Here is a 24,598-nt window from a genome sequence, read left to right on the forward strand (position 1 = left end):
AAACAGCGCAAAATCGATACGCAAATCCGGTTGCCATTTCTCCACTGGCCTGAACGGGTAACGAACTGCGTCCGCGCGCCGACCAAGGGATCAGCGAATGCGGGCGGAGGTTCAAGCGTGAGGATCAGTGTCTTCGGGCTGGGGTACGTGGGGTGTGTGTCCGCGGCCTGTCTGGCGGGGAACGGGCACGAGGTCGTCGGGGTCGACGTGAACCCGGTGAAGGTCGACCTGGTGACGCGCGGCAAGGCGCCGGTGGTCGAGGAACGCATCGGTGAGCTGACGGCCGAGGTGGTGGCGTCGGGGGCGCTGCGCGCGACCACCGACGTGGCCGAGGCGGTGGCGGCGACCGACGTGTCGCTGGTCTGCGTGGGCACGCCTTCGGCGCCCAACGGCAGCCTCTCCACCGAGTACCTCGAACGCGTGGCCGACGAGATCGGCGAAGCGTTGGCGCACAAGGCTGTGACATCCAAAGAGCGCCGGCACACGGTCGTCTTCCGCAGCACGATGCTGCCGGGCACCTGCCTCGACCTGCTCGTGCCGATCCTGGAGAAGTCCAGCGGCCGCACCGCGGGCGTCGACTTCGGTGTGGCGGTGAACCCGGAGTTCCTGCGCGAGGGCACCAGCGTGCGCGACTTCTTCGACCCGCCCAAGACCGTGATCGGCGAGCTCGACAGCGCCAGCGGCGACATCGTGGCCGAGCTCTACACGGGCCTGCCCGGCGACGTCTTCCGCGTGCCGATCCCGGTCGCGGAGATGACCAAGTACGCCGACAACGCCTTCCACGGCTTGAAGATCGGCTTCGCCAACGAGCTCGGCGCCGTGTGCCGCGCCCTCGGGCTCGATTCGCACAAGGTGATGGACGTCTTCCTCGCCGACCGCAAGCTCAACGTGAGCCCCGCGTACCTGCGCCCGGGCTTCGCGTTCGGTGGTTCGTGCCTGCCGAAGGACCTGCGCGGACTGGTCTACGCCGCGCGCCGCGCCGACGTGTCGGTGCCGATCCTCGAGCACGTGCTGCCGTCGAACGAAGATCACCTGCAGCGGGCGTTCGACCTCGTCGCGCGCACCGGCAAGCGCAAGGTGGGCCTGTTCGGCCTCTCGTTCAAACCGGGCACGGACGACCTGCGCGAGAGCCCGCTCGTCGAGCTGGCCGAGCGTCTGCTGGGCAAGGGCTTCGACCTCAAGATCTACGACGCCAACGTGAGCCTGTCGCGCCTGATGGGCGCCAACCGCGAGTACATCGAGAGCCGGCTGCCGCACCTGGGACAGCTGCTCGCGGGCTCGGTCGAAGAGGTGCTGGAGCACGCCGAGGTGTGCCTCGTCGGCACCGCCGACCCGGCCGTGCTGGCCGCTCTTCCCCACGGCGGCGAGCAGACGCTCGTCGACCTCGTCCGCCTCCCCGACGCCGAGGTGCGCCGGGCCGAAGAGGGATACGTCGGCCTTGCCTGGTGACAAGAAAAAAGCCCTGATCCTGGTCGAGAACCTCTCGGTCCCGTTCGACCGCCGCGTGTGGCAGGAGTGCCAGACGCTGCGCGACGCCGGCTGGGAGGTGCACGTGATCTGCCCGCAGGGCACGAAACGCGACACCGAACCCGAAGCCGTCATCGACGACGTGCACATCCACCGCTACCCGCTCAAGGCCGCGACCGGCGGCCCCGCGGGCTACGTGCAGGAGTACGGCTCCGCCGTCTGGCACACGTTCCGGCTGGCCCGCAAGGTCGGCCCGGTCGACGTGGTCCACGCCTGCAACCCGCCGGACCTGCTGTTCCTCGTGGCGCGGATGCTCAAGCGCCAGGGCGCGAAGTTCATCTTCGACCAGCACGACCTCGTGCCGGAGCTGTACCTCTCGCGCTTCGACCGCGGCCAGGACCTGCTCTACCGCGGCGTCTGCGCGCTCGAACGCTCCACCTACCGCGCGGCCGACGTCGTGATCGCGACAAACGAGAGCTACCGCCAGGTCGCCCTCATCCGCGGCGGCAAGCGGCCCGAGGACGTGTTCGTGGTCCGCAGCGCGCCCGTGGTCGAGCGCTTCCACGAGGTGCCGGCGGAACCGGAGCTCAAACGCGGCAAACCGCACCTGCTCTGCTACCTCGGCGTGATGGGGCCGCAGGACGGCGTGGACTACGCGTTGCGCGCGCTGGCTTCCCTGCGCGACGAGATCGGCCGCGACGACTGGCACGCCGTGTTCGTGGGTGCCGGCGACGCGTTCGACGACGTGGTGGCGCTGTCGAAGGAACTGGGCCTGGAAAACCAGGTCGAGTTCACCGGCCGCGTGTCCGACGCCGACCTGCTGCGCTACCTGTCCGCGGCCGACGTGTGCCTTTCGCCCGACCCGCTGAATCCGCTCAATGACGTGTCGACCATGAACAAGATCATGGAGTACATGGCGATGAGCAAGCCCATCGTCTCGTTCGAGCTGCGTGAGGCCCGCGTGTCCGCGGGGGAAGCCGCGCTCTACGCGCCGGCCAACGACGTGACCGAGTTCGCGAAGCTCGTCGCCGTGCTGCTCGACGACCCGCAGATGCGCGTCCGGATGGGCGAACTCGGCAAGGCGCGGGTCAGTGGGCCGCTGGCCTGGGAGAACTCGCAGAAAGCGCTGCTCGCGGCGTATGAGCGGGCTGTGCGCTGAGCTCCTGTGCTTGATCGCGGTTTGAACAAGGTTCGTGCGTTCGGTGTAACCAACGCCTCCAGCACGACGACGGGGTCAGTGACCGGTACGCCACTTTCGGAGGGGAGACCCCGGTTTTGAGTGACGACACGGTACGACTTTCGATGGTGGGGCAGGTTCTGCGCAGACGCTGGCGGGCGCTGCTGATCCTGGTGGTCGTGGGGGCGGGCGTCGGTGCGGGGGCTTCGGTCGTGCTTTCGCCCGGGTACGAGACCACGGCGAGCGTGCTGCTGCAGGGCCCGCGCCAGGCCGACGAGCTGCTGACGCAGGCCCAGGTGGCCACCAGCTCGGTGGTCCTGGACCGCGCGGCCGCGGCGCTCGGCATGCGGGACAGCGGTCCGGACCTCCAGAAGAAGGTCACGGCCTCGGTGGCGCAAGGCAACGTCGTGGCGATCACCGCGAGCAGCGACACCCCGGCGCACGCGCAGCAGCTGGCCGATCAGGTGGCGCAGGAGTTCGTGAAGTACTCCACGCAGCTGCTGTCCAACTCGGCCGGCTCGTCGGCGCAGCTCGCACAGGAGCAGCGCGAGGCGCTGCGCCAGCAGGTGGCGCAGACCAACCAGCGCATCCTCGACCTGTCCCGTTCGGTGTCCGACGGCCAGACGGTGGAGGGCGTGCAGGTCCGCACGGAGCTGCAGGGCCTGCGCACCTCGCTGGAGCAGGCGATGAACAACCTCGACGCGGCCGACGCGGCCACGGGCGCCGGGAACATGGTCGTGATGGGGCCGTCGGAGAAGCCGACCTCCGCCGCCGCGCCCACGTTGCCGCAGCTCGCCGGCGGCGGCGCGATCCTGTTCTTCCTCATCGGCCTGCTCAGCTACCTCTTCGGCGCGCGCAGCGACCGCCGTCCGCGCAGCGAGACGGAGATCGGCTCGGCGCTGGGTGCGCCGGTGCTGGCGAGCGTCGACGTGCCGGAGACCGGTGAGCACGAGAGCGTCGGCGGGTTCCGGGGTGTGCTGCGCCGGATCACGGGCAGCGACAAGCCGTGGAACCTGCCGGAGGTGCCGGCTTCGGCCGACGCGGCCAGCCGCGAGGTGCGCTACCGCCGGGTGTTCGCCCGGCTGGGCACCGACCGCGACGGCGTGCTGCGGCTGCTCGTGCTCGTCGCCGCCGGCGACAGCGCGGCCCGGCGCGCCGCGGCGCAGTTCGCGAAGGTCGCCGAAACCGAGCGCGTGCGGGTGGAGCTGACGATCACGGAGGTCACCGTGGGCTCCGGCGCGCAGCCGACCGTGCCCGACGGCACCGCAGGCGTGCTGGTGGTGCTTTCGGTCGGCAGCCGCAGCGCGTGGGAGCTCGTGACGATCGCCGAGGCGTGCGCCGACGCGGGCCACGAGGTGCTCGGCGCCGTGCTCACGCGTCAGGTCCGCGTCACCGGGAAACCACGCAGAGACCCCGCCTCGGCGGATCCACCCCAGGTCCCGGTGGACCGTGACGTGATGGCAGGTTCGTCGTGACCGGTTCGCAGAATTCCTCGCCGCCGCTGATCGACTTCCAGCGGCTCGTCGTCGCCGTGCGCCGGCACCGCCGGCTGTGGGTCACCTTCGCGTTGCTGGGCCTCGTGCTCGGCGGTGCGGTGGCCGTGCTGCTGCCGGCCCCGCCGACCGCGGTCACCAAGATCATCGTGATCCACCCGGACGACTCGCCGACCGACAGCGGCACGCTGATGCGCACCGACGTTGCCGTGCTGGAGACCGCGAAGATCGCGTCGGCCGCACTGCAGAAGGTGCACAGCACCGAGACGACCGAAGACTTCCTGAAGGACTACACCGGCCTCGGCCTGACCAACAACGTCATGCAGGTGACGGTGACGGCCAAGACCAAGGACGACGCCGTCGCCAAGGCCAAGGCGCTGGCCGACGCCTTCATCGCCGACCACGTGCAACGCAACCAGGCAGCGGCGACCGCGCAGGCCAAGGCGCTGACCGATCAGCGCACCCAGGCACAGCAGCAGCTGGCGCAGATCGACGCGCAGGCCGCCGCCGAAGCGGACAAGGGCAACCGGGCCAACGCGGGCACGCTGGAGCAGCTGTACACGCAGCGCGCGGACCTCGTGTCGAAGATCGCCGACCTGCAGAACCAGGCGCAGCAGGCGGGCATCGGCACTCCGCAGGTGGCCGCGGGCACGCAGATCGTGGACGCGCCGGCGATCCAGAAGGTGTCGTTCCTCAAGACGGCCGCCACCAACGGCGCCATCGGCTTCGCACTGGGGCTCGCCCTCGGGCTGGCCCTGGCGATGGTCACCGCGCTCGTGCGCGACCGGCCGGTGCTGCGGCGCGAGGTCTCCGAGCACCTCGGTGCGTCGGTGATCGCGCAGCTGCCGTCGAAGCTGCGCGGCCCGAAGCGGTTGTGGGCCAAGTCGAAGCCGGTGGTCGAACGCAAGCGCGTGGCCGTGACGCTCGTGCGGGCGGCCCGGGCCGAACGTGGGCCGCTGTCGTTGCTGGAGCTCGGCGCGCCCGGCGTGGCCGCCGGACTCGCGGTGGACATGGCGGCGGAGCTGGCCGAGGACGGGCCGGTCGTGGTGATCGACGACCTGCCGCGCCACGACGCGAAACGGCTGACCGTGGCCGGCGACGTGAAGGTGGTCGAGGTCGGGGACCCGTCGATCAAGCGCGCGGTCTACCGGCTCGGTGTCGGCACGGTCGCGCCGGGCACGGCGTGGACGGACCTGGAATATCTCGGCACGGAGACGGTGCTGGTGGTGCGCTCGGGCCACGCGAACACACTGTGGCTGCACACGGTGGCCCGGCAGCTCGCCGACTGCGGCATCCCGATCCTGGGCGTGGTGCTCGTCGATCCGGACCCGAAGGACCAGACCGACGGGACGTTGTGGGACGGGCTGCACACCGCGTTGCGCGGGCGTGCGTCCGTCGTCGCGGCCAAGCAGATCGAGAAGCCGCCGCGGAAGTTCGTCGAGCAGGAGCCGGAGAAGCCGATCGACTGGCCGGTGGAGCATGACAGCGAGACGACTGTCGAGGCTTCGGTCGTCAATCCGGTCATGCCGGCCGAGAAGAAGGACCACCTCGAAGCGCCGACGCGTCGGCTGAGCCCTGTGCCGCGCAAGCCCGAAGAGCGCGCGCCGGAACAGCGCAAGTCCGAGCCCGGCAACTCCGAGATGCCGACCAAGAAGTTCGCGCCCGTCCAGTCCGGTCCGGAAAGCTAGAGAGGGTCACGCACATGTGCGGCATCGCAGGTGCCTACCACTGGCCGGACGGCGGCCCGCTCACCGATCGGCTCACGAAGTGCCTCGCGCACCGCGGGCCCGACGGTTCGGGTCGCTACGACCACCGGGCCGGCGCCGGGGAAGTCCACTTCGGACACCGCAGGCTGTCGATCGTGGACCTGTCCGAGACGGGCGCGCAGCCGATGGTGGCCGAGGGGCTCGCGCTGACGTACAACGGCGAGCTCTACAACGCGCCCGAGCTGCGCGCGGAGCTGGAGGGCAAGGGCGTGCGGTTCCGCGGCACGTCCGACACCGAGGTGCTGCTGCGGGCGTGGCGCGAGTGGGGCGTCGACTGCCTGCCGCGGCTGCGCGGGATGTTCGCGTTCGGCGTCTTCGACGAACGCACCGGTGAGCTCACGCTGGTGCGCGACCAGCTGGGCATCAAGCCGCTGTTCTTCGTGCAGCGCAACGGTGGCGTCGCGTTCTCCTCGGAGCTCAAGGCGCTGGCCACCGAGCTCGGCGGCACGCTGGAAGTCGACAAAGCGGCACTCATCGCGTCGCTGCTGTACTACTGGGTGCCCGACAGCCGGTGCGCGTACCGCGAGGTCGAGAAGCTTCAGCCCGGCACGTGGGTGCGCTTCCGTCCCGACGGCACGAGCGAGCGCGGCGCGTACTGGTCGCTGCGTCAGGTCGCCGAGGAAGGCGAGGCCCATCGCGGCGACGTCGACCTGCACCAGGTGATCGCCGACTCCACGAGCAAGCACCTGCTCTCCGACGTCCCGGTCGCCACCTTCCTCTCCGGCGGCCTGGACTCCAGTTACCTCACCGCGCTCGCCGCGCGCCGGCAGCCCGGGATCTCGGCTTACACCATCGGTTTCCGCGCCGAGGACGCCAAGTTCGAGGCGATGCCGGACGACCTGAAGTACGCCCGGATCGTCGCCAAGCAGTTCGGCGTGGACCTGCACGAGATCGAGATCGCGCCGCAGGTGCTCGACCTGTTGCCGCGCATGACCTACCACCTGGACGAGCCCATCGGCGACCCCGCGGCCATCAACTCGTTCCTCATCTGCTCGGCCGCGCGCGAGGCCGGCGTGAAGGTGATGCTGTCCGGCATGGGCGCCGACGAGATGTTCGCCGGCTACCGCAAGCACTACGCGAACCAGCTCGCCCTGCGCTACCAACGCGTTCCGGGCCTGGTGCGCAAGCCCATCGAGACCGTCGTGGACCGCCTGCCGGTCGCGTCCGCCAGCCGCGGCTACCGCACGGTGCGCTTCGCCAAGCGGTTCCTGTCGTTCGCGGAGCTGCCGGAGGAGACGGCGTTCCGGCGCAGCTACACGATGTACGACCGCGGCGAACTGCTCGACCTTGTGAACCCGGACCTGGCCGCCGACGTCGACGACGTGCTCACCGAACACGCCGACACCTACCACGACCAGCACCTGCGTGACTACGTCAACCGCATGTGCCTGGCCGACACGCGGATGTTCCTGCCCGGCCTGAACCTCACCTACACCGACCGCTCGACGATGGCCGCCTCCACCGAGGTGCGCACGCCGTTCGTCGACGTCGAGGTGGTCAAGGCGGCGTTCCGGGTGCCCGGCAACAAGAAGATCGTCGGCCGCCAGGGCAAGGCGGCGCTCAAGGAAGCCGCGCTGGCGATCCTGCCGAAGGAGATCGTCTACCGCCCGAAGGGGCTCTTCAGCGCCCCGCTGCGGGCCTGGATGAGCCGCGACCTCGCCCCGCTGGTGCGGGAGGTCGTGAACGAGGGCGTGCTCGTCGAATCCGGGTTCCTGCAACGCGAAGCGCTGCAGAAGCTCGTGGCCGAGGACGCCGCCGGGCAGCAGGACCGCGCGAAGCACCTCTGGCACGTGCTGACCCTCGAGTACTGGTACCGCGCCGCTTCTTCCACCGCGATTTCGAGCAGCTAGGAGTGCTGTGAAGCAGGTAGTGCAGAACTACAAGAGCGGGGAGCTGGCCCTCCTCGACGTCCCCGTGCCGGCGTGCAAGCCGGGCGGCGTGCTCGTGCGCACGGTGTACTCGCTGATCTCGACCGGCACCGAGATGATGAAGGTGTCCGAGGCGAGCATGTCGATGATCGGCAAGGCGCGGTCGCGGCCGGACCAGGTCGCCAAGGTGATGCAGAGCGTCGCCACCAACGGCCTCGCCGCCACCTACCGCAAGGTCACCAGCAAGCTCGACTCCTACACGCCGCTGGGCTACTCGCTGGCCGGTGTGGTCGTGGAGGTCGGCGCGGGGATCGACGACGTCGCGGTGGGCGACGTCGTGGCGTGCGCGGGCAACGAGCACGCGCTGCACTCCGAGCTCAACTGGGTGCCCAAGAACCTCTACGCGCGGGTGCCGGCCGGGCTCGAACCCCGGCACGCGGCGTTCGGCACGGTCGGCTCGATCGCGATGCAGGGCGTGCGCCGCGGTGAGCCGCAGCTCGGCGACCTGGCTCTGGTGATCGGCCTCGGCCTGATCGGGCAGCTCGTGGTGCAGCTGCTGGTCGCCTCCGGGGTGCGCGTGGTCGGCGTGGACCCGGACCCGTCGCGGTGCGAGCTGGCCGAGCAGCTCGGCGCGCTGGCCTGCGCGCACCCGGCGTCGGACACGATCGAGAGCGCGGTCGCGGAGCTGTCCGGCGGCCACGGCGTGGACCAGGTCTACCTGGCCGCGGGCGGCGCCTCCAACGACCCGGTGGAGCTGGCCGCGCGGCTCGCGCGCGACCGCGGCCGCGTGGTCGACATCGGCAAGATCTCGCTCAACCTGCCGTGGAACGCCTACTACGAGAAGGAGCTCGACGTCCGCTTCTCGCGTTCGTACGGGCCGGGCCGCTACGACTCCGAATACGAGCTCGAGGGTCGCGACTACCCGATCGGCTACGTGCGCTGGACCGAGCGCCGCAACATCGAGTGCTTCCTCGACCTGGCCGCGCGCGACAAGCTCGACGTCGAGCCGCTGATCACGCACACCGCGGACTTCTCGACGGCCGTGGAGACGTACAAGTCGCTGCAGGACGGCGAGCTCAAGGCCGTCGCGGTGCTCTTCCAGTACCCGGCCGGCCCGGAGGGCGAAGCCGAACCGGTGGTGTCGTCGGTCGCGCCGCCCGCTGCGCTGACCACGCGGGCGACTCCGCGCGGACGCCTGCGCGTCGGGTTCGTGGGCGCGGGTAACTACGCGTCGTCGATGCTGCTGCCGCACCTGGTGGAGCAGGACCGTGTGGCACTGTCCGAAGTGGTCACCACGTCGGCGCTCTCGGGCGCGAATGCCAAGCGCAAGTTCGGCTTCGCGAAGGCCACCACCGACCTCGACGCGCTGCTCGCAGACGAGTCCGTGGACACGCTGTTCGTGGTGACGCGCCACAGCTCGCACGCCGAGCTCACGCGGCGTGCGCTGCTCGCGGGCAAGGCCGTGTTCGTGGAGAAGCCGCTGGCGCTGTCGGAGAAGGAGCTGCGCGGGATCGTCGAGGCCATCGAGGAGTCGGGCAACAACCGGCTGCAGGTGGGCTTCAACCGCCGGTTCGCGCCGCTGCTCAACGAGGCCAAGATCCAGTTCGGTCCCCGGTTGGGCCCGGCGTCGGTGCGTTACCTCGTGAATGCGGGCCGCCTGGAGTCCAACAGCTGGTACAACCAGGCCGACTCCGAGGGCTCCCGGTTCGTCGGCGAGGGCGGCCACTTCATCGACACAGTGAGCTGGTTCCTCGGCAGCGACCCGATCTCCGTCTACGCCACCGCGACACCGGGCAACGACGACCTGCAGGTGCTGCTGCGCTACGCCGACGGCTCCACCGCCGCCATCAGCTACGTGACCAGCGGCTCCACGTCGTTCCAGAAGGAGACGCTGGAGGTGCTGGCCGACGGCAAGGTGCTGAAGTTCGACGACTTCGCCCGCGCGTCGGTGTACGGCAAGAAGCGCTGGGCCAGCTCACGCATCCCGAAGGGCCGCGACAAGGGCCAGAAGGCCCAGATCGACGCGTTCGTCACGGCGCTGACCACCGGCGTCGCGATGCCGATCGGCGTCGAGTCGCTGGTGAACACCACGCTGGCCACGCTCGCCGTGAACCGCAGCCTCGAAACCGGCGCGCCGGTGCGGCTGGAGCCGAAAGAGGTGCTCGGCTGATGGATCCCGCCTGGTACCTGCGAAGACTTTCGGCCATGAGCCCGGCCGAGGTCGCCGGGCGCGCCACGGACGCGCTGCGCAAGCAGCAGTGGCGCGGGGTCGCGAAGCAGAAGGCCACGTGGCTGCCGCACCGCGCGTTCGCCGGGCCGGCGAGCGTCGACGGGGTGTCGGCCGAGGCGCGCGCGGAGCTGCTGGCCACGGCCGAGCGGCTGATGGACGGCCACGCCGAGTACTTCGGCGTGGAGCGCGCTGACCTCGTGACACCGGACTGGTCGTTCGACCCGAAGACCGGACGTCACGCGCCGGCCGACGCGTACTCCTTCGACATCGCCTACCGCAGCGAAGACACGGTCGGCGACATCAAGCAGATCTGGGAGCCCTCGCGCCACCAGCACCTGACCGTGCTGGCCGCCGCGTACGCGCTCACCGGCGAAGACCGCTACGCCCACCGCGTGGCCGATCACCTGAAGTCCTGGTGGGCGGCCAATCCGCCGATGCGCGGCGTGCACTGGGTGAGCGGCATCGAACTGGGCATCCGGCTGCTGTCGTGGGTCTGGGTGCGCCGCCTGCTCGACGGCTGGTCCGGCGCGTCCGGTCTGTTCGAGGACAACCCCGAGGCGCTGCACCAGATCTGGCACCACCAGCGCTGGCTGGCGGCGTTCCCGAGCCGCGGTTCGTCGGCCAACAACCACGTGATCGCCGAGGACGCCGGACAGCTGGCGGCCGCCTGCGCATTCGACTGGTTCCCCGAGTCGCCCGCCTGGCGCGACGCGGCCGTGAAGTCCCTGGACACGCAGCTGCAGGCCAACACGTTCGCGTCCGGGCTCAACCGCGAGCTGGCCACGGAGTACCACGGCCTGGTGCTGGAGCTGGGCCTCGCGGCCGCGCTGGAAGCCGGGCCGCTGGTGCCGACGTCGACCTGGCTCGTGCTCCGGCGGATGTGCGATGCACTGGCGTCCATTGTGGACTCCAGCCTGCGGCCGCCTCGCCAGGGCGACGCCGACGACGGCTACGGCCTGATCGTCGACGGCACCGGCACCAGCCGCTGGGCCTCGCTGCTCGCCACCGGCGACGCGTTGTTCGGCCGGCAGGAGTGGTGGCCGAAGGTGCCGGGCAGCTTGAACAACACGGTGCTTGCGGTCGTTTTCTCTTCGCTCGGCACGGTTCCCGAGCTCGCCGACCCGCGACCCCCTCGGCGGATCGACGACCTCTTCGACGCCGGCATGACGATCCTCCGCACCCCGGCCGGCGAACCCGAGGAGATCTGGGTCCGCTGCGATGGCGGTCCCCACGGTTTCCTCGCCATCGCCGCCCACGCCCACGCGGACGCGCTGGCGCTCGAGGTCCGCCACGACGGCGTCGACATCCTCGCCGACCCGGGCACCTACTGCTACCACGGCGAACCCGAGTGGCGCTCCTACTTCCGCTCGACGCTCGGCCACAACACGCTGCAGCTCGGCGACACCGACCAGTCGACCTCGGGCGGGCCGTTCCTGTGGACCCGGCACGCGCGGACCCGCACGCTCGCCGTCGGCCCGGTGCGCTGGCGCGCCGAGCACGACGGGTACGCGCCGGCCGTGCACCGCCGGTGCGTGGAGCTGGAAGACCGGACGCTGACGATCCTCGACGAGGTCGACGGCGACCTGACGCTGCCGGCCAAGCTGGCCTTCCACCTCGGCCCGCTCGTCGAGGTCACGCTCGACGGCAGCACGGCGCGGCTGAGCTGGCCCGGCCACACGGCGACGCTGGCGCTGCCGCCGGCGTTGACCTGGACCGCGCACCGCGGCGAGACGAGCCCGCCGCTCGGCTGGTACTCCGCCGGGTTCGGCCGGCGCGAACCGTCGACCACGTTGATCGGCGTTGGCACGGCCGCGAAACCCTTGACCACCACGTTGAGTTTTTAAAGATCGAGAGGATCCACCCGGTGCGATCGACCAGCAGGCTTTTGCTGTTCCTGGGTCTGCTGTGCCCGCTCGTGCTCGCCGGGTGCTCGAGCGCGCCCGACGACGATGCCGCTTCGAGCCAGGCCGCGGCGACGTCGGCGGCGCCGACCGGGCCGGTGGCGGCGGTGTGCGACAAGATGCCGCCCGGTCCCGCCACCGCCCCCGCGGGCGCGGTGAGCGTGGACCCGGCGGTGCCGGACGACCTCGCCGCCAAGACGCGCACCGCCCCGGCCGGCACCACGTTCTGGCTCGCGCCGGGCAGCCACCACCTCGGTGACGACCGGTTCGACCAGGTCCAGCCGAAGGACGGCGACGTCTTCATCGGCGGCCCGGGCGCGGTGCTCGACGGGCGCAAGGTCAACCAGTACGCGTTCACCGGTCACGCCAAGAACGTGAAGATCACCAACCTCACCGTGCAGAACTTCGTCGCGCCGCGCGACGAGGGTGTGGTGAACCACGACTCCGGCGACGGCTGGACGATCCAGCACACCACGCTGCAGGACAACGACGGCGCGGCCCTGATGGCGGGCAACAAGCAGCAGGTGCTCGACAACTGCCTGCGCCGCAACGGCCAGTACGGCATGAACGCCTTCTCCGCCGGCGACGACATCACCGGGCTGGTGGTGCGCGGCAACGAGATCACCGGCAACAACACCGGTGACTGGGAGAAGAAGGTCGACGGCTGCGGCTGCACCGGCGGCATCAAGTTCTGGGCCGTCAACGGTGCCGACGTGATCGGCAACTGGGTGCACGACAACCGCGGCACCGGCCTGTGGGCCGACACGAACAACAACGACTTCCTGATCGAGGGCAACCTCATCGAGAACAACGACAGCTCGGCGATCACCTACGAGACCAGCTACAACGCCGTGATCCGCAACAACACCATCCGGCGCAACAACCTCGTCGACGGCCGTGACTACGCCGACCGCGGCGACTCGTTCCCGACCGCGACCATCTACATCTCCGAGTCCGGCGGCGAGCCGCGTGTGAAGGCGCGTTCGTCGAAGCTCGAGATCTACGGCAACGTGTTCGAGAACAACTGGAACGGCATCACCCTGTGGGAGAACGCCGACCGCTTCTGCAACAGCCCGGCCAACACCTCCAGCGGCGTCTGCACGAAGCTCGTCCCCGACACCGCGAAGTGCGCGGCGCCGGCGATCGCGCAGAAGCCGCTGTACGACGACTGCCGCTGGAAGACCCAGCGCGTGGACATCCACAACAACCGGTTCTCGCTGGTGCCCTCGGCGATCGGCTGCGAGGAGACGTGCGGGCGCATGGGCCTGCTGTCGAACTTCGGCACCTACCCGGACTGGTCGCCGTACAAGGGTGACGTGGTGCAGAACGCGATCACCTTCAAACAGGGCAACAGCTGGCACGACAACGCGTACGTGGGGCCGTGGACGTTCATCGCCACCGACATGAGCCACGTCCTCGGCATCGGCGAGTGGGAGGGCGCGCCGTACAACCAGGACGCGCGCACGACGTACGAGCGTGGCGGGGGAGGCTGATATGGCCCTACTGACCAGCATCCGGCAACCGACGGCGGCGGAGACGGGTGAGCCGACGCCGAAGCTCGTCGGCGCCGCGTGGGCGTTGCTGATCCTCAACACCCTCGGCTCGACCGGCGCGGAGACCGTGATCCCGCTGCCGCGCGCGGTGAGCCAGCTCGTGACCATGGGCGCGCTGATGACCGCGTTCGTGATCGCGCTGGCGCTGAACCCGCGGCTGAAGATCCGGCCGAGCGCGTACCTGCTGCTGCTCACGTTGCTGCTGGTCACGAGCACCGTCGCGAGCCTGCACCTGGAAGCCGGGTTCGGGTCGCTGTTCCGGTGCTTCCGGTTCGGGGTGTTCCTCGCGACGCTGTGGCTGCTCACGCGCTGGTGGAACGGCGGGTTCACGTTCGTGCGCCACCACATCAAGATGTTCAGCGCCGTGCTGGTGTCCGTGGCGATCGGGCTCGTCATCGCACCGGGCAAGGCCATGCCGGAGAGCTACGGCGGCCGGCTCGCGGGTGCGGTGTGGCCGCTGACGCCGCCGCAGGTCGGGCAGTACGCGGCCGTGATCGCGGGCCTGGCGGCGCTGCTGTGGCTGGGCAAGCGCACGACGATGACAAGCGCGTTGATCGTGATCGTGCCCTCGCTCGGGCTGCTCCTGCTCTCGCACACGCGCACGGCGACGCTCGGTCTCGTGGCCGGTCTCGTGGTCGCGCTGCTGTCGCTGACCATGACGAACGCCCGCGCGCGCAAGGTGTTCACCACGTTCGTGCTGGTGGCGGGCTTCGCCGTGGTGGTGCTCGGCGGGCTGCTGCAGGCGTGGTTCCTGCGCGGGCAGAGCGAGGAGAACTTCTCCAGCCTCACCGGCCGCGCGAAGGTGTGGGACGCGCTGCTGGCGGCGCCGCGCACGGTCAACGAGTACATCTTCGGCGTCGGGCTCACCGACAAGTCCTACGACGGCCTGCCGATCGACAACAGCTGGCTCGCGGTCTACCACGAGCAGGGGTTCACGGGCATCGCGATCGTCGCGGCGTTCCTGCTGGTGCTGGTCGCCGTGGCCGTGCTGCGGCCCCCGTCGCTGGCGCGCGCGTGTGCGATCTTCCTGATCACGTACTGCATTTCCGCCTCCTACACCGAGGCTGGGCTCGGTGACGCGTCGCCGTACCTGCTGCACCTGGCGCTGGCCGCGTCGCTGCTGGCCCAGGGCACCGTGCGGACCGCTTCCGACGAAGAGTTCATTCCGAAGGGGCAGCCCGCATGAAGGTGCTCGTGGTCCACAACCGCTACCGCTCGGAGCAGCCGAGCGGGGAGAACAACGTGGTCGACGCCGAGACGGCTTTGCTGGCCGCCGGCGGCGTTCGCGTGTCGTTGTTCGAGCGGCTGAGCGACGACATCGCGGCCATGTCCATGCCGCGCAAGGCTTTGGTGCCGGTGCAGGTGCCGTGGAACCGGTCGGCGCGAGCCGAGTTGACGGCTCGGTTGCAGGTCGAGCGGCCGGACGTGGTGCACGTCCACAACACGTTCCCGCTGCTGTCACCTTCGGTGCTGGCGGCCTGCGCGGACGCGCGCGTGCCGGTCGTGGCGACGCTGCACAACTACGGCATGGTCTGCCCGCCCGGCACGCTGTATCGCGACGGCCGCATCTGCACGGACTGCGTGGGCGGCGCGCCCGTTCCCGCCGTTCGGCACGGATGTTACCGGGGTTCGGCCGCGGCGACGGTGCCGATGGCCGCGAACCTCCTGCTCAACCGCTCGCGCTGGCGCAGCGACGTGACGCGCTTCTTCTGCATCTCCGACGCTCAGCGGCGCTTGCTGGTCGACGCGGGCATGCCGCCTTCGCGGATGACCGTGAAGCACAACTTCGTGACCGATCCGGGTGTGCGGCGGGCGGGCGAGGGTGCCCACGTGCTGTTCCTCGGCCGGCTGACGGAGGAGAAGGGCGTGCCGCTGCTGATGGCGGCGTGGGACCGGCTCGGCGGTTCGCTCGGCTTGCCGCTGGTGATCGCGGGGACCGGGCCGCTTTCGGACGAGGTCTCGGCTTGGGCCGCTTCGCGCACGGACGTCTCGTACGTGGGCCTGCAGGACAAGGCTTCGTGCCAGGCGTTGACGGCTTCCGCGGCAGCGGTGGTGGCCCCTTCGGCGTGGCTGGAGGCGTTCGGGCTCGTCGTGGTCGAGGCGATGGCCGCCGGAGTGCCCACCGTCGCCCCTGCCCACGGCGCGTTCCCGGAACTGATCTCCGACGGCGTCACGGGCCTGCTTCACGAACCGGGCTCGGCGGTCTCGTTGGCCGAGTCACTGCGCGACGTCGTCGCGGACCCCGAACGCAACCGCAAGATGGGCGACGCCGCCCGCCGGCGCTACGACGAGGACTTCACCCCGGCGGTGGGCTTCCGGCGGCTGGTCGAGGGCTACGAAGCGGCGATCGCCGCCCACCGTTTGACACCAAGGTGACGACGAGAGCCGTACGTTCTCCTCAGAGGTCCCGCACGGTCGGGCACCGCGGCTGAAAGGGCGCTCGCCTCCATGCAGACCTCCCGCAGCACCACCCCCACGCTCTGCCCGCCGGCAGACTTCGCGCCGGTGGCCTGGGCGCCGACGAACCGCACGCCGGCCGGCTCCGCGCTGATCGGCGCCACTCGATGAGATCCGCCGTCCGGGCGGCGCCGCCCGCGTTGCCGGTTTCCGTGCGCACGCCGGTGCTGGTCGTGGCCGGCCTCGGTCTGGTCGTGCTGGTGGTGCTCGCCGTGCTGTTCGCGGGGGAGTCCCAGCCCACGGCGTTCGACACGCCGCTCCTGCCCGGCCCGGACCTGCTGCCCGACCCGTGGTGGTACATCGCCACCGCCGTGGACTTCGTGGGCGAGCCGGTGGGCTCGGCGATCGTCATCGTGCTCCTCACCGGCGGCACGCTGCTCGCCCGCCGCCCCCGCACGGCCGTGCTCACGCTGGTCGGCTGCGGGCTCACGGTCGCCGTGACGTCGCTGCTCAAGCCCATCACCGGCCGCACCATCCACGGCCACTTCCTGTCCTACCCGAGCGGCCACACGGCCTTCGCGACGGCCCTGGCCCTCATCGCCGCCTTCCTCCTGGCCGACCGCCTCCGCCGCCCGGCCGCGCTCGCCGTCACCGCCGCCCTCGCCCTCGCCGCGGCCGCCCTCATGGCCTGGGCCGAAGTCGGCCTCGGCGCCCACTACCCGACCGACACCATCGGCGGCTTCGCGGCGGCGCTCACCATCATCCCGGCCACGGCGCTCGCCATCGACCGGATCGCTGCTCGGCTGTAGGGGTTTAGTCCTTCGCGGGGGCGGCTTGTGTTGGGCATGCACCCCGGCCGGCGGTGGGGTAGGTGCCAACGCGCCCCAATGTGGCGTTCGGTGCGTTCAGCGCAACGAACGCCGCATTGGGTGCGTTCAGCGCAACCAATGCCGCATTGGGGGCGGGGCGAGAAGGCGAGCGCCCGTCGCGGGACCTTGGCACGATGTGCGGCATCAGAACTTGCTGCCCTGGTCCTGCCCGTACGGGCCCGCCTGCCATTGCTCCGGCGTGAGGACCCGGCTGGTGTCGTGGGCGACGAAGGTCCACGGGCCGGAGTACGTGTTGTCGCTGAAGTGGTTGTTCTGGTCGAAGGTGATGACCTGCTGCACCACGTCGCCCTTGTACGGGGACCAGTCGGGGTAGCTGCCGTAGTTGGACAGCACCGCCATGCGGCCGCAGAACTGCGTGCAGCCCAGGTGTGCCGGGTCGAAGGTGAAGGTGTTGTCGTGCACGGTCACGTTCTGGGTTTTCCAGCGGCAGTCGTCGTACAGCGGCTTCTGCGTGATGGCCGGCGCGGTGCACTGGGCCTTCGTGGCGAACGGCGTGCAGTAGCCCGTGGACGTGTTGGCCGGGCTGTTGCAGAAGCGGTCGGCGTTCTCCCACAGGGCGACGCCGCCCCAGTTGTCGTCGAAGGTGTTGCCGCCGATGTCGATCTGGTGGGTGCGCGCGCCGAGGCGGGGTTCGCCGCCGGACTCGGAGAGGTAGATGGTGGCGACGGGGAAGTTGTCGCCCTTGGCGGCGCGGGCGCGGCCGGCGACGAGGCCGTTGCGGCGGAAGACGTTGTCGCTGACGGTGAGGTTGTGGCTGATCTCGTAGAACAGCGCCTCGGCGTCGTTGTCCTCGATCACATTGTCCTGCACGAGGAAGTCGTTGTCGTTCGTGTCGGCCCACAGGCCGGGGCCGTGGTTGCCGTGGACCCAGTTGCCGGTGACGTCGGCGCCGTTCACGGCCCAGAACTTCACGCCGCCGCTGCAGCCGCAGCCCGGCGACTTGGTCTCCCAGTCGTCGGTGTTGTTGCCGGTGATCTCGTTGCCCTCCAGCACGAGCCCGGTGATGCCGTCGCCGGCGCGGTAGGCGTTCATGCCGTACTGGCCGTTGTCCTTCAGGCAGTTGCGCCGGACTTCCTGCCGGTCGCCCGCCATCAAGGCGGCCCCGCGGTTGTCCTCGATGGTGCTGTCCTCGATCACCCAGTGCGTGCCGGAGTCGTGGTTCACCACGCCCTGGTCCTGCGGCGCGGCGAAGCCCCGCACGGTGAGGCCGCGGATCGTCACGTCCTTGGCCTGCCCGGTGAACGCCGCCTGGTTGACCCCGCGGCCGTCGAGGATCGCGCCCGGTGCGCCGAGGTAGGTGTCGCCGTCCTTCGGCTGGACCTGGCCGAACGCGTCGGTGCCGAGCGTGTGCGTGCCGGGCTTGAGCCAGAACGTGGTGCCCGCCGGGCTGGCCGACGTGCGCTGCGCGAGCTCGCTGTCGTGCGCCGGATCCACCACCACGGCCCCGGACGGCGCCGAGGCGTACTCCGTCACCGTCGTGCCGCACACCGCGGCGGTCCCGGCCGAGGCCGTCGTCCCGGAAAGGCTGCCGGCGAGTACGACGAGCCCCACCACGACGGCCACAGATCTACCCATGGCCCAACGCTACGGTCCGCCGGCGCCCCCGTAACTTCCCTGATGGGGTTCGCCGGCTGCCCCGACGAGTGAATCTCCCTTGCCTGACAACACATTTCCGCGAAGTTGCGCAATTAGTGGATCATTTCCGAAGTGGACTGATCAGCTCAGATCCGTGGAACCGTCGATCCGCTGGAACGAGCCTCCCGTGCCGTCGCCCTTCACCTGCGGCACGCCGAGCAGGTCGCCGATCCCGGCCGACCTCGGCGGCAGGTCGACCCCGCCGACGTTGACCGGTGCGGCACCGTTCCACGTGTGCGGTTTGCCGTGCGCCTCGCCGATCTCCATCACGTACTTGCCCGGGTTGGCCGCCTGGTGGTGCTGCACCGACTCGGCGCCGTAGGAGTTGAACATCGCGTGGCGCTGGAACAGCCCGGCGCTGCCGTCGAGATCGCGCCGCGCCGGGTTGCCGCCGATGCCGATCACGTCGACGCCCTCCTTCTTCGCCGACTCGATCACCTGCCCCACCAGCTTGCCGTTCGGGCTGGAGTCGAGGTACTTCTTCAGGTCCGGGTGCATCTCGCTGCCGGGCGGGGAGTTCAGGTAGTCCTTGACCATGCCGTTGTGCGCGTCGTCGCGCAGGCTCTCCAGGTAGACCTTGTTGACGCCGTTCTGCTTGAGGTCGCCCATGTTGTCGCGCATCATCTCGAGGCCCGGGTGCTTGCCGTCGTGCTTGCCGCCGACGACCACGCCGTCGTACTTGTCCAGCAACGAGCCCGTCGCCTCGTGCTTGTCCATCACGGGGCGCAACCGGTCGTCCACTTCCTGATCGCGGTCGGCGTCGCGGTGGTCCTGCTTGTTGTTCTCGGTCACCTGGTTCGCCGTGTGCTGGTCGCGGCGGTCCTGCTGCTCCCAGAAGTTGCGCGTGTTCGGGTCGTTGCGGCCCAGCGCCTCGACGGCCTGGCGGTCCTTGGACACCGGGTCGACGAGACCTTCACCGCGTGCGTGCTCGTGCAGCTTCCCGCCGAGCCCGCGGTTGTTCTCCAGCATCGTCTGGGCGTCGCCGTCGAGCGTCAGTCGCTGCTTGTGCGGGTTCGGCACGCCGGCCGTCTGCGCGATGTCGTTGAACTTCTCCTCGTCGCGGATCTTGTTCGGCGTCCGGCCCGTCTTGCCCGACTTGCGCGGCCCGCGCAGGTTCAGCGAAGGCCCGTCCGGCGTGCTGTGCGCCTGGTCGAACGACAGCTTGCACGGCGCCAGCCCCAGCGGGTCGGTCCAGCCGACGGGGTCGGCGACGTAGGCGTACGGGTTGGTCGCGGGGCTCAGGCCCGACGGGTCCGGGCTGAGGTACCGCGCCGCGTTCGGGTCGTAGTAGCGGTGGAAGTTGTAGTGCAGGCCCGTTTCGTCGTCGTGGTACTGCCCGGCGAAGCGCAGCGGCGTCGGCATCGGGCCGGTCGCGGCGCCCCACGCGGTGAGCGTGCCGTGCCAGACCAGGCCCTGTTCGGCGTCGAGCAGCTCGGTCGGGGCGCCGGCGAGGTCGGTGACCACACCGCGGAGGCTGTGGTCGCGCCATTCGCCGCTCGCCTGGTGCAGCACGCGTTCGGTCTGCGTGAGCACACGGCCGCTGCCGGGCTCGGTGTGCCAGACCAGCGCGCGCACGCCGTCGGTGACCTGCTCGGCCAGCTGCTCACCGTCCCAGGTGAACTCGGTGCGGGTGCGCTGGGTGCCGGTGGCGTCGAGGAGTTCCTTCGCGACGCGGCGGCCGAGCGCGTCGTAGCGGTAGCGCCAGTGGTGGCCGGCCGGGGTGTGCACGGCGACGAGCCGCTCGTGACCGTCCCATTCGTACCGCCATTCGTTGCCCTCGGCGGTCCGGCGCAGCACGAGCTTGCCGTCGGGGTCGTACTCGTACTCCGCGGTGTCATCGCGCTTGAGCAGGCTGCCGGCGTACACGCGGTTTCCCGGCTGTACGAGGTTGCCCGCCGCGTCGTAGCCGTAGGTCTCCCGGCTCGCGGGGCCCTCGACGGCCAGCGGACGGCCGATCGGGTCCAGCCGCAGCTGCCGCCGCCCGGTCAGGGCGTCGTCGATCGCGATCACGGTGTCGTCGTGGCGGTAGTGCAGCGAGCGTTGCTGCAGTGGCCGGCCGTTCGCGAGGGTCTGCGTGACGAGCCGGTCGCGGGCGTCCCAGCCCTGGCGCAGCCGCACGTTCCCCAGCCGCCGCTCGACCTCGCGGCCTTCGAGGTCGCGCACGGAGGTGAGCTCGCGGCCCGCGGTGAACAGCGCGATCGGCCGGCCCGCCGCGTCGTGGCGCCATTCGGCGTGAGCGCCGGTCGGTGTCGTGCGCGAAGTGCGCCGGCCCGAAGCGTCGAAAGTGGACGACAGCACGCGGCCGTTCACCGACTCCTCGGCGAGGCGGCCGGCCGGATCGTAGGTGCGGCGCAGGTCCGCGTCCTCGTTGACGGCCCGGACGAGCCGGCCGGCGGGGTCGTACTCGTAGGTGGCGACCGCACCGTCGGCGTCGAGCCGCACGATCCGGCCCAGCGCGTCGTAGCCGAAACGCAGCACCCGGCCGCTCGCCGAGGTCTGCTCGACCAGCCGGCCCGCCGCGTCGTAGCGGAAGGCGCGGCGGCGGCCGTCGTAATCGGTGTCGGCGGCGAGCCGGCCCGCGGCGTCGTACTCGTAGCGCCACTGCGCGCCCAGCTCGTTGCGCACGCCCGTGACGCGGGTTTCGGTGTCGTAGCTCAGTTCCACGCGCGAGCCGTCGACCGCGGTCACGGCGACGGGCCGGTCGAACCCGGAGTAGTCCGTGCGCGAGACGGTGGTGGCTTCGCGGGTTTCGCGGAGGTTGCCTTCGCCGTCGTGGCGGTAGGACACGCTCGTGCCGTCCGGTCGCGTGACGCTCAGCCGCTCGCCCTCGACGGTCCACGCGGTGCGCGTGACCGCGCCCAGCGCGGTGGTTTCGGCGGCCGGTCGGCCGAAGCGGTCGAAGACCGTGCGCTGCGTCGCGCCGACGGCGTCGGTCACCGCGACCGGGAGGCCGGCGGCGTCGTACTCGTAGCGGGTCGTCTCGCCGAGCGGCCCGGTGACGGAGGCGGGCAGGCCCGGCCGCGCGTACTCGAAACGCGTGCGGGCGCCGAGCGGGTCGACGGCCGCCGCGACGTCACCGTCCTCTGTGTACTCCCGCAGCCACACCGCGCCGTCGGCCTCGACGACCTTCACCGGGCGGTGCTCGTCGTCGTACTCGGCGGTGGTGCGGGAGCCGTCGGCGGCGACGATCGCCACGAGGTCGCCGGCGTCGTCGTAGTGGTTGCGGGTGGTGGCGCCCAGCGCGTCGGTGCTCGACAGCAGCCGGTCGCGGTCGTCCCACTCCATCCGCGTCGTGAAGCCAAGCGGGTCGGTGACCGCGACGACCTGGAACGCGTCGTTGAGGTCGAACACCGTGGTGGCACCGAGCGAGTCGACGGCCGTGGTGCGGCGTGGCTCGTACGCGAGGCTGTAGCGCAGGTCGCCGTCGCGGCCTTCGGCGCGTACGCAGCGGCCCTGCGCGTCGTAGGAGTAGCGGTACCACATGCCGTTGCGGTCTTCCCAGCTCGCGAGCCGGCCCTCGGCGTCGTAGCCGAAGCGCTGCGGGAGGTCCGAGGAGTTGCGGACCTCGGCCAGGTTCGCGCGCTCGTCGTAGGCGTAGCGCACGAGCACGACCGGCGCACCGCCGCTGAGTAGCGTCAGCTCGGTGACGCGGCCGCCGTCGGTGGTCACGCCGACGTGGTGGCCCGCGGAGTGCGTCAGGTCGGTCAGCGTGCCCGCGTTGTCGTAGGACAGGCGGAAGTGCTGATCGCCGGCCATGGTGCTCACCGTGACCAGTCGCCCGGTCGCGCCGGAGAACAGCAGCGCGCGGCCGCGGTCGGGCTGGGTGAGCACGTAGGAGCCGTCGATGCCGCGCGTCAGCGGCCACGCCGGGCCGGTCACGGGCAGCACCTCGCCGCCGACGACGGGCTTCGGGTATTCGAGGAAGGTGCCGTCTTCGGCCGCGAAGTGCACGGCGTCGCCGTCGGCTTCGAGCCGCTGGTCGAGCGTCGAGGCCCACGACGCGCCGAAGGCCCGCCCGATCCGGTACGACGACAGGTGCGTGCGCGAAAGGACCAGTGGCAGCGCCGCGTCCAGCCGGACGTCCTCCTGCGTGAGCATGACCCGGCCCGTGGAGACGTCGATCGGGTCACCGCAGGCGAGGCGGTCGGCCGTCGGGGTGTCGTTCGAACGCGGGGTGGTGTTGGCGTCCTTGATGGAGCTCTGCGCCGACGTGGTGTCCTTGCCCCCGCTCTTGCCGCCACCTTCGCCGCCGGGCAGGCCGCGGTCGGCCGGCGGCGGGTCGAGCGGGGGCGGGCTGCTCTTCGCCGGCGGCGGGGTGTTGCCCGCGCTGGACGCGCTCGTGGAGTCGTTCGGCGGCGGGCTGTTCCTGGCCGGCGGGGGCGGGGTGCCACCCGCGCTCGACGCACTGGTCGAGTCGTCCGTCTTCACCGGCGGCGGGTCGCTCTTCACCGGCGGCGGCGTGTCCCCGGCACTGGACGTCGTCGTCGCGTCGTCGTTCTTGGCCGGCGGGGGAGTGTCGTGCTTGGGCGGCGGCGTGTAACCCGACGCCGTGGTGCTGTCGCCCCCGCCCTTCGGCGGCGTCTTCACGTCGGGTGCCTTCGGCGGCGCATCGATGCTCTTCGGCTTCGGCGGCGCCGAGATCTTGCCCCCCTTGAGCCCCTTCAACGCCTTGCCCGCGTCCTCGAACAGCGTGCCCGCCTTCTTCAGCAACGGGATCAACGCCTTCAGCGCTTTGATCAGCTTCGTGGTGACGTCGGTGATCTTCGACGCGGTCTTGGCCACCGCGTTCACCACCTGCGGCACCACCCACGTCAACCCGATCCCGAGCGTGAACACCACCTGCAACGCCCAGCTGATCATGTGCCCGACCAGATCCGCGATGATGTCGCGCACCAGCGCCCGCACCGCGCCCACGACCTCACCAGCCGTCTTCACGCCGCTGGCCGCGCCCTCCGTGCCCTTCTGCGCACTGCCCAGCAACGCCGCCAGATCCTGGCTCCGCTGCCGATACGCATCCGCCGCCGCCCCCGTCCACGACTGCAGATCCGCCTGGACCATGTCCTGCAGATCCGACGCGACGGCCTCCAGCTCACCCGCGACGTTCTTCCACGTCTCCGACTGCGCCGCGATCTGATCCGCGTTGCCGGTCAGCCCGTTGAGCGCCTCCTTGAGCGGCCCGACGTGCTCCATCAGCCACCCGACGCCGGCCGCGAGGATCGCCCCGAACGGGTCCATCGCCATCGACAGCGCGTCCAGCGCCGTCCCGACCGCCCCCATCGCCACCGACGCCCAGTCGCCGGTCTCGATCGCCGTCTTCAGATCGTTGGCGTCTTCCAGCAGCGTGATGCCCGAATACGCCTTCGTCGAGTCCTGGGTCGGCGCGATCAAGGGGTTGCTCATGAATGAGACACGGTGCCAGAAACCCCTTCGGTTCACCTTCCGTTCAGCCGAGATGTCGATCACTCCGGCGCCGGAAAACCACGTGACACCGGTCCGGCCCGGCAGCGAGGCTGTCGCCCGTGCCCGACGACTTCACGCTCTCCCGCCGTTCCGCCATGCGCTGGAACGCCCCGCTCGACGAATCCCACGCCGCCCTGCTGCTCGACCGCCTCGACGTCACCGACGGCACCGTCGTCGACCTCGGCGCGGGCTGGGGTGAGCTACTGATCCGCGCGGTCGACGGCACCGCCGCGCGAGGCATCGCCGTGGACACCGACGAGGTGGCGATCGAACGCGGCCGCCTCGCCGCGAAGGAGCGCGGCGCCCAGGTCGAGTTCGTCGAGCAGGACGCCGCCACCTGGCAGAGCCGGGCCGACCGCGCGCTCTGCATCGGCGCGTCGCACGCCTTCGGCGGCACCCGCCAGGCGCTGGCCGCCCTCGCCGGCGTCACCGACCACCTGCTCTACGGCGACGGCTACTGGTCAGCCGACCCCACACCCGCCGCCCACGAAATCTTCGGCGACGACGTCCTTCCGCTGCCCGACCTCCTCGACGCCTGCCGCGACACGGGCTGGCGCGTGCTCCACCTGAGCACCGCCGACCAGCGCGAATGGGACGACTTCGAGTCCACCTCCCGCGCCGGCCGGCTGCGCTGGCTGCTGGCGAACCCGGACGACCCACGCGCCGCCGAGACGCGCGAGTGGCTCGACACCCGCGAACGCGAGTACGTCACCGCGTATCGGGGTGTGCTCGGGTTCGCCTACCTGGTGCTCGTCAAGTAG

The 24,598-nt window shown here is 70.7% G+C and carries 14 protein-coding genes; 12 read left to right on the forward strand and 2 right to left on the reverse strand.

The genetic code is table 11. The annotated features are described in order from the left end of the window. Positions 1-117 precede the first annotated feature (117 nt). From ACFY1H_RS11860 to ACFY1H_RS11910, 11 genes are all read left to right on the forward strand, one after another. The gene (locus tag ACFY1H_RS11860) at positions 118-1,449 is read left to right on the forward strand and encodes a nucleotide sugar dehydrogenase (RefSeq protein WP_386946284.1); all 1,332 of its coding nucleotides are present in this window, start codon (positions 118-120) and stop codon (positions 1,447-1,449) included. Continuing rightward, entirely contained in the window at positions 1,439-2,626 is a 1,188-nt protein-coding gene (locus ACFY1H_RS11865) for a glycosyltransferase family 4 protein (protein ID WP_366589187.1), read from the forward strand. The genes ACFY1H_RS11860 and ACFY1H_RS11865 overlap by 11 nt, the downstream gene beginning before the upstream one ends. Positions 2,627-2,769: 143 nt before the next feature. Then, positions 2,770-4,119: an exopolysaccharide biosynthesis protein gene (locus tag ACFY1H_RS11870; protein ID WP_386946286.1), complete on the forward strand. Its 1,350-nt coding sequence runs from the start codon at positions 2,770-2,772 to the stop codon at positions 4,117-4,119. Beyond that, positions 4,116-5,825 carry a Wzz/FepE/Etk N-terminal domain-containing protein gene (locus ACFY1H_RS11875; RefSeq protein ID WP_386946287.1) on the forward strand — a complete coding sequence of 570 codons (1,710 nt, stop codon included), beginning with the start codon at positions 4,116-4,118 and terminating at the stop codon, positions 5,823-5,825. Before ACFY1H_RS11870 ends, ACFY1H_RS11875 begins: the two co-directional genes overlap by 4 nt. Positions 5,826-5,839: 14 nt before the next feature. Next, entirely contained in the window at positions 5,840-7,753 is a 1,914-nt protein-coding gene (gene asnB, locus ACFY1H_RS11880; RefSeq protein WP_386946289.1) for an asparagine synthase (glutamine-hydrolyzing), read from the forward strand. 7 nt (positions 7,754-7,760) lie between these two features. Further along, positions 7,761-9,941 carry a bi-domain-containing oxidoreductase gene (locus ACFY1H_RS11885; protein ID WP_386946291.1) on the forward strand — a complete coding sequence of 727 codons (2,181 nt, stop codon included), beginning with the start codon at positions 7,761-7,763 and terminating at the stop codon, positions 9,939-9,941. Next, positions 9,941-11,845, forward strand: a complete 1,905-nt coding sequence (locus ACFY1H_RS11890) for an alginate lyase family protein (RefSeq protein WP_366589199.1) — start codon at positions 9,941-9,943, stop codon at positions 11,843-11,845. The genes ACFY1H_RS11885 and ACFY1H_RS11890 overlap by 1 nt, the downstream gene beginning before the upstream one ends. Positions 11,846-12,021: 176 nt before the next feature. Further along, positions 12,022-13,395 carry a right-handed parallel beta-helix repeat-containing protein gene (locus tag ACFY1H_RS11895; protein WP_366589220.1) on the forward strand — a complete coding sequence of 458 codons (1,374 nt, stop codon included), beginning with the start codon at positions 12,022-12,024 and terminating at the stop codon, positions 13,393-13,395. Between the two features lies 1 nt (position 13,396). Further along, entirely contained in the window at positions 13,397-14,641 is a 1,245-nt protein-coding gene (locus tag ACFY1H_RS11900) for an O-antigen ligase family protein (RefSeq protein WP_366589201.1), read from the forward strand. Next, entirely contained in the window at positions 14,638-15,831 is a 1,194-nt protein-coding gene (locus ACFY1H_RS11905) for a glycosyltransferase (protein WP_386946294.1), read from the forward strand. The genes ACFY1H_RS11900 and ACFY1H_RS11905 overlap by 4 nt, the downstream gene beginning before the upstream one ends. A 188-nt stretch (positions 15,832-16,019) precedes the next feature. Continuing rightward, positions 16,020-16,661, forward strand: a complete 642-nt coding sequence (locus ACFY1H_RS11910; RefSeq protein WP_366589206.1) for a phosphatase PAP2 family protein — start codon at positions 16,020-16,022, stop codon at positions 16,659-16,661. A gap of 204 nt (positions 16,662-16,865) precedes the next feature. Here ACFY1H_RS11910 and ACFY1H_RS11915 read toward each other — a convergent pair whose 3' ends face one another. Next, positions 16,866-18,317: a right-handed parallel beta-helix repeat-containing protein gene (locus ACFY1H_RS11915; protein WP_386946296.1), complete on the reverse strand. Its 1,452-nt coding sequence runs from the start codon at positions 18,315-18,317 to the stop codon at positions 16,866-16,868. 141 nt (positions 18,318-18,458) lie between these two features. Next, positions 18,459-23,777: an RHS repeat-associated core domain-containing protein gene (locus ACFY1H_RS11920; protein WP_386946298.1), complete on the reverse strand. Its 5,319-nt coding sequence runs from the start codon at positions 23,775-23,777 to the stop codon at positions 18,459-18,461. A 119-nt stretch (positions 23,778-23,896) separates the two neighbouring features. Here ACFY1H_RS11920 and ACFY1H_RS11925 point away from each other — a divergent pair, with 119 nt between their 5' ends. Next, positions 23,897-24,598 carry a class I SAM-dependent methyltransferase gene (locus ACFY1H_RS11925; RefSeq protein ID WP_366575908.1) on the forward strand — a complete coding sequence of 234 codons (702 nt, stop codon included), beginning with the start codon at positions 23,897-23,899 and terminating at the stop codon, positions 24,596-24,598.

The organism is Amycolatopsis sp. NPDC001319, assembly GCF_042896185.1.
GTDB lineage: Bacteria > Actinomycetota > Actinomycetes > Mycobacteriales > Pseudonocardiaceae > Amycolatopsis.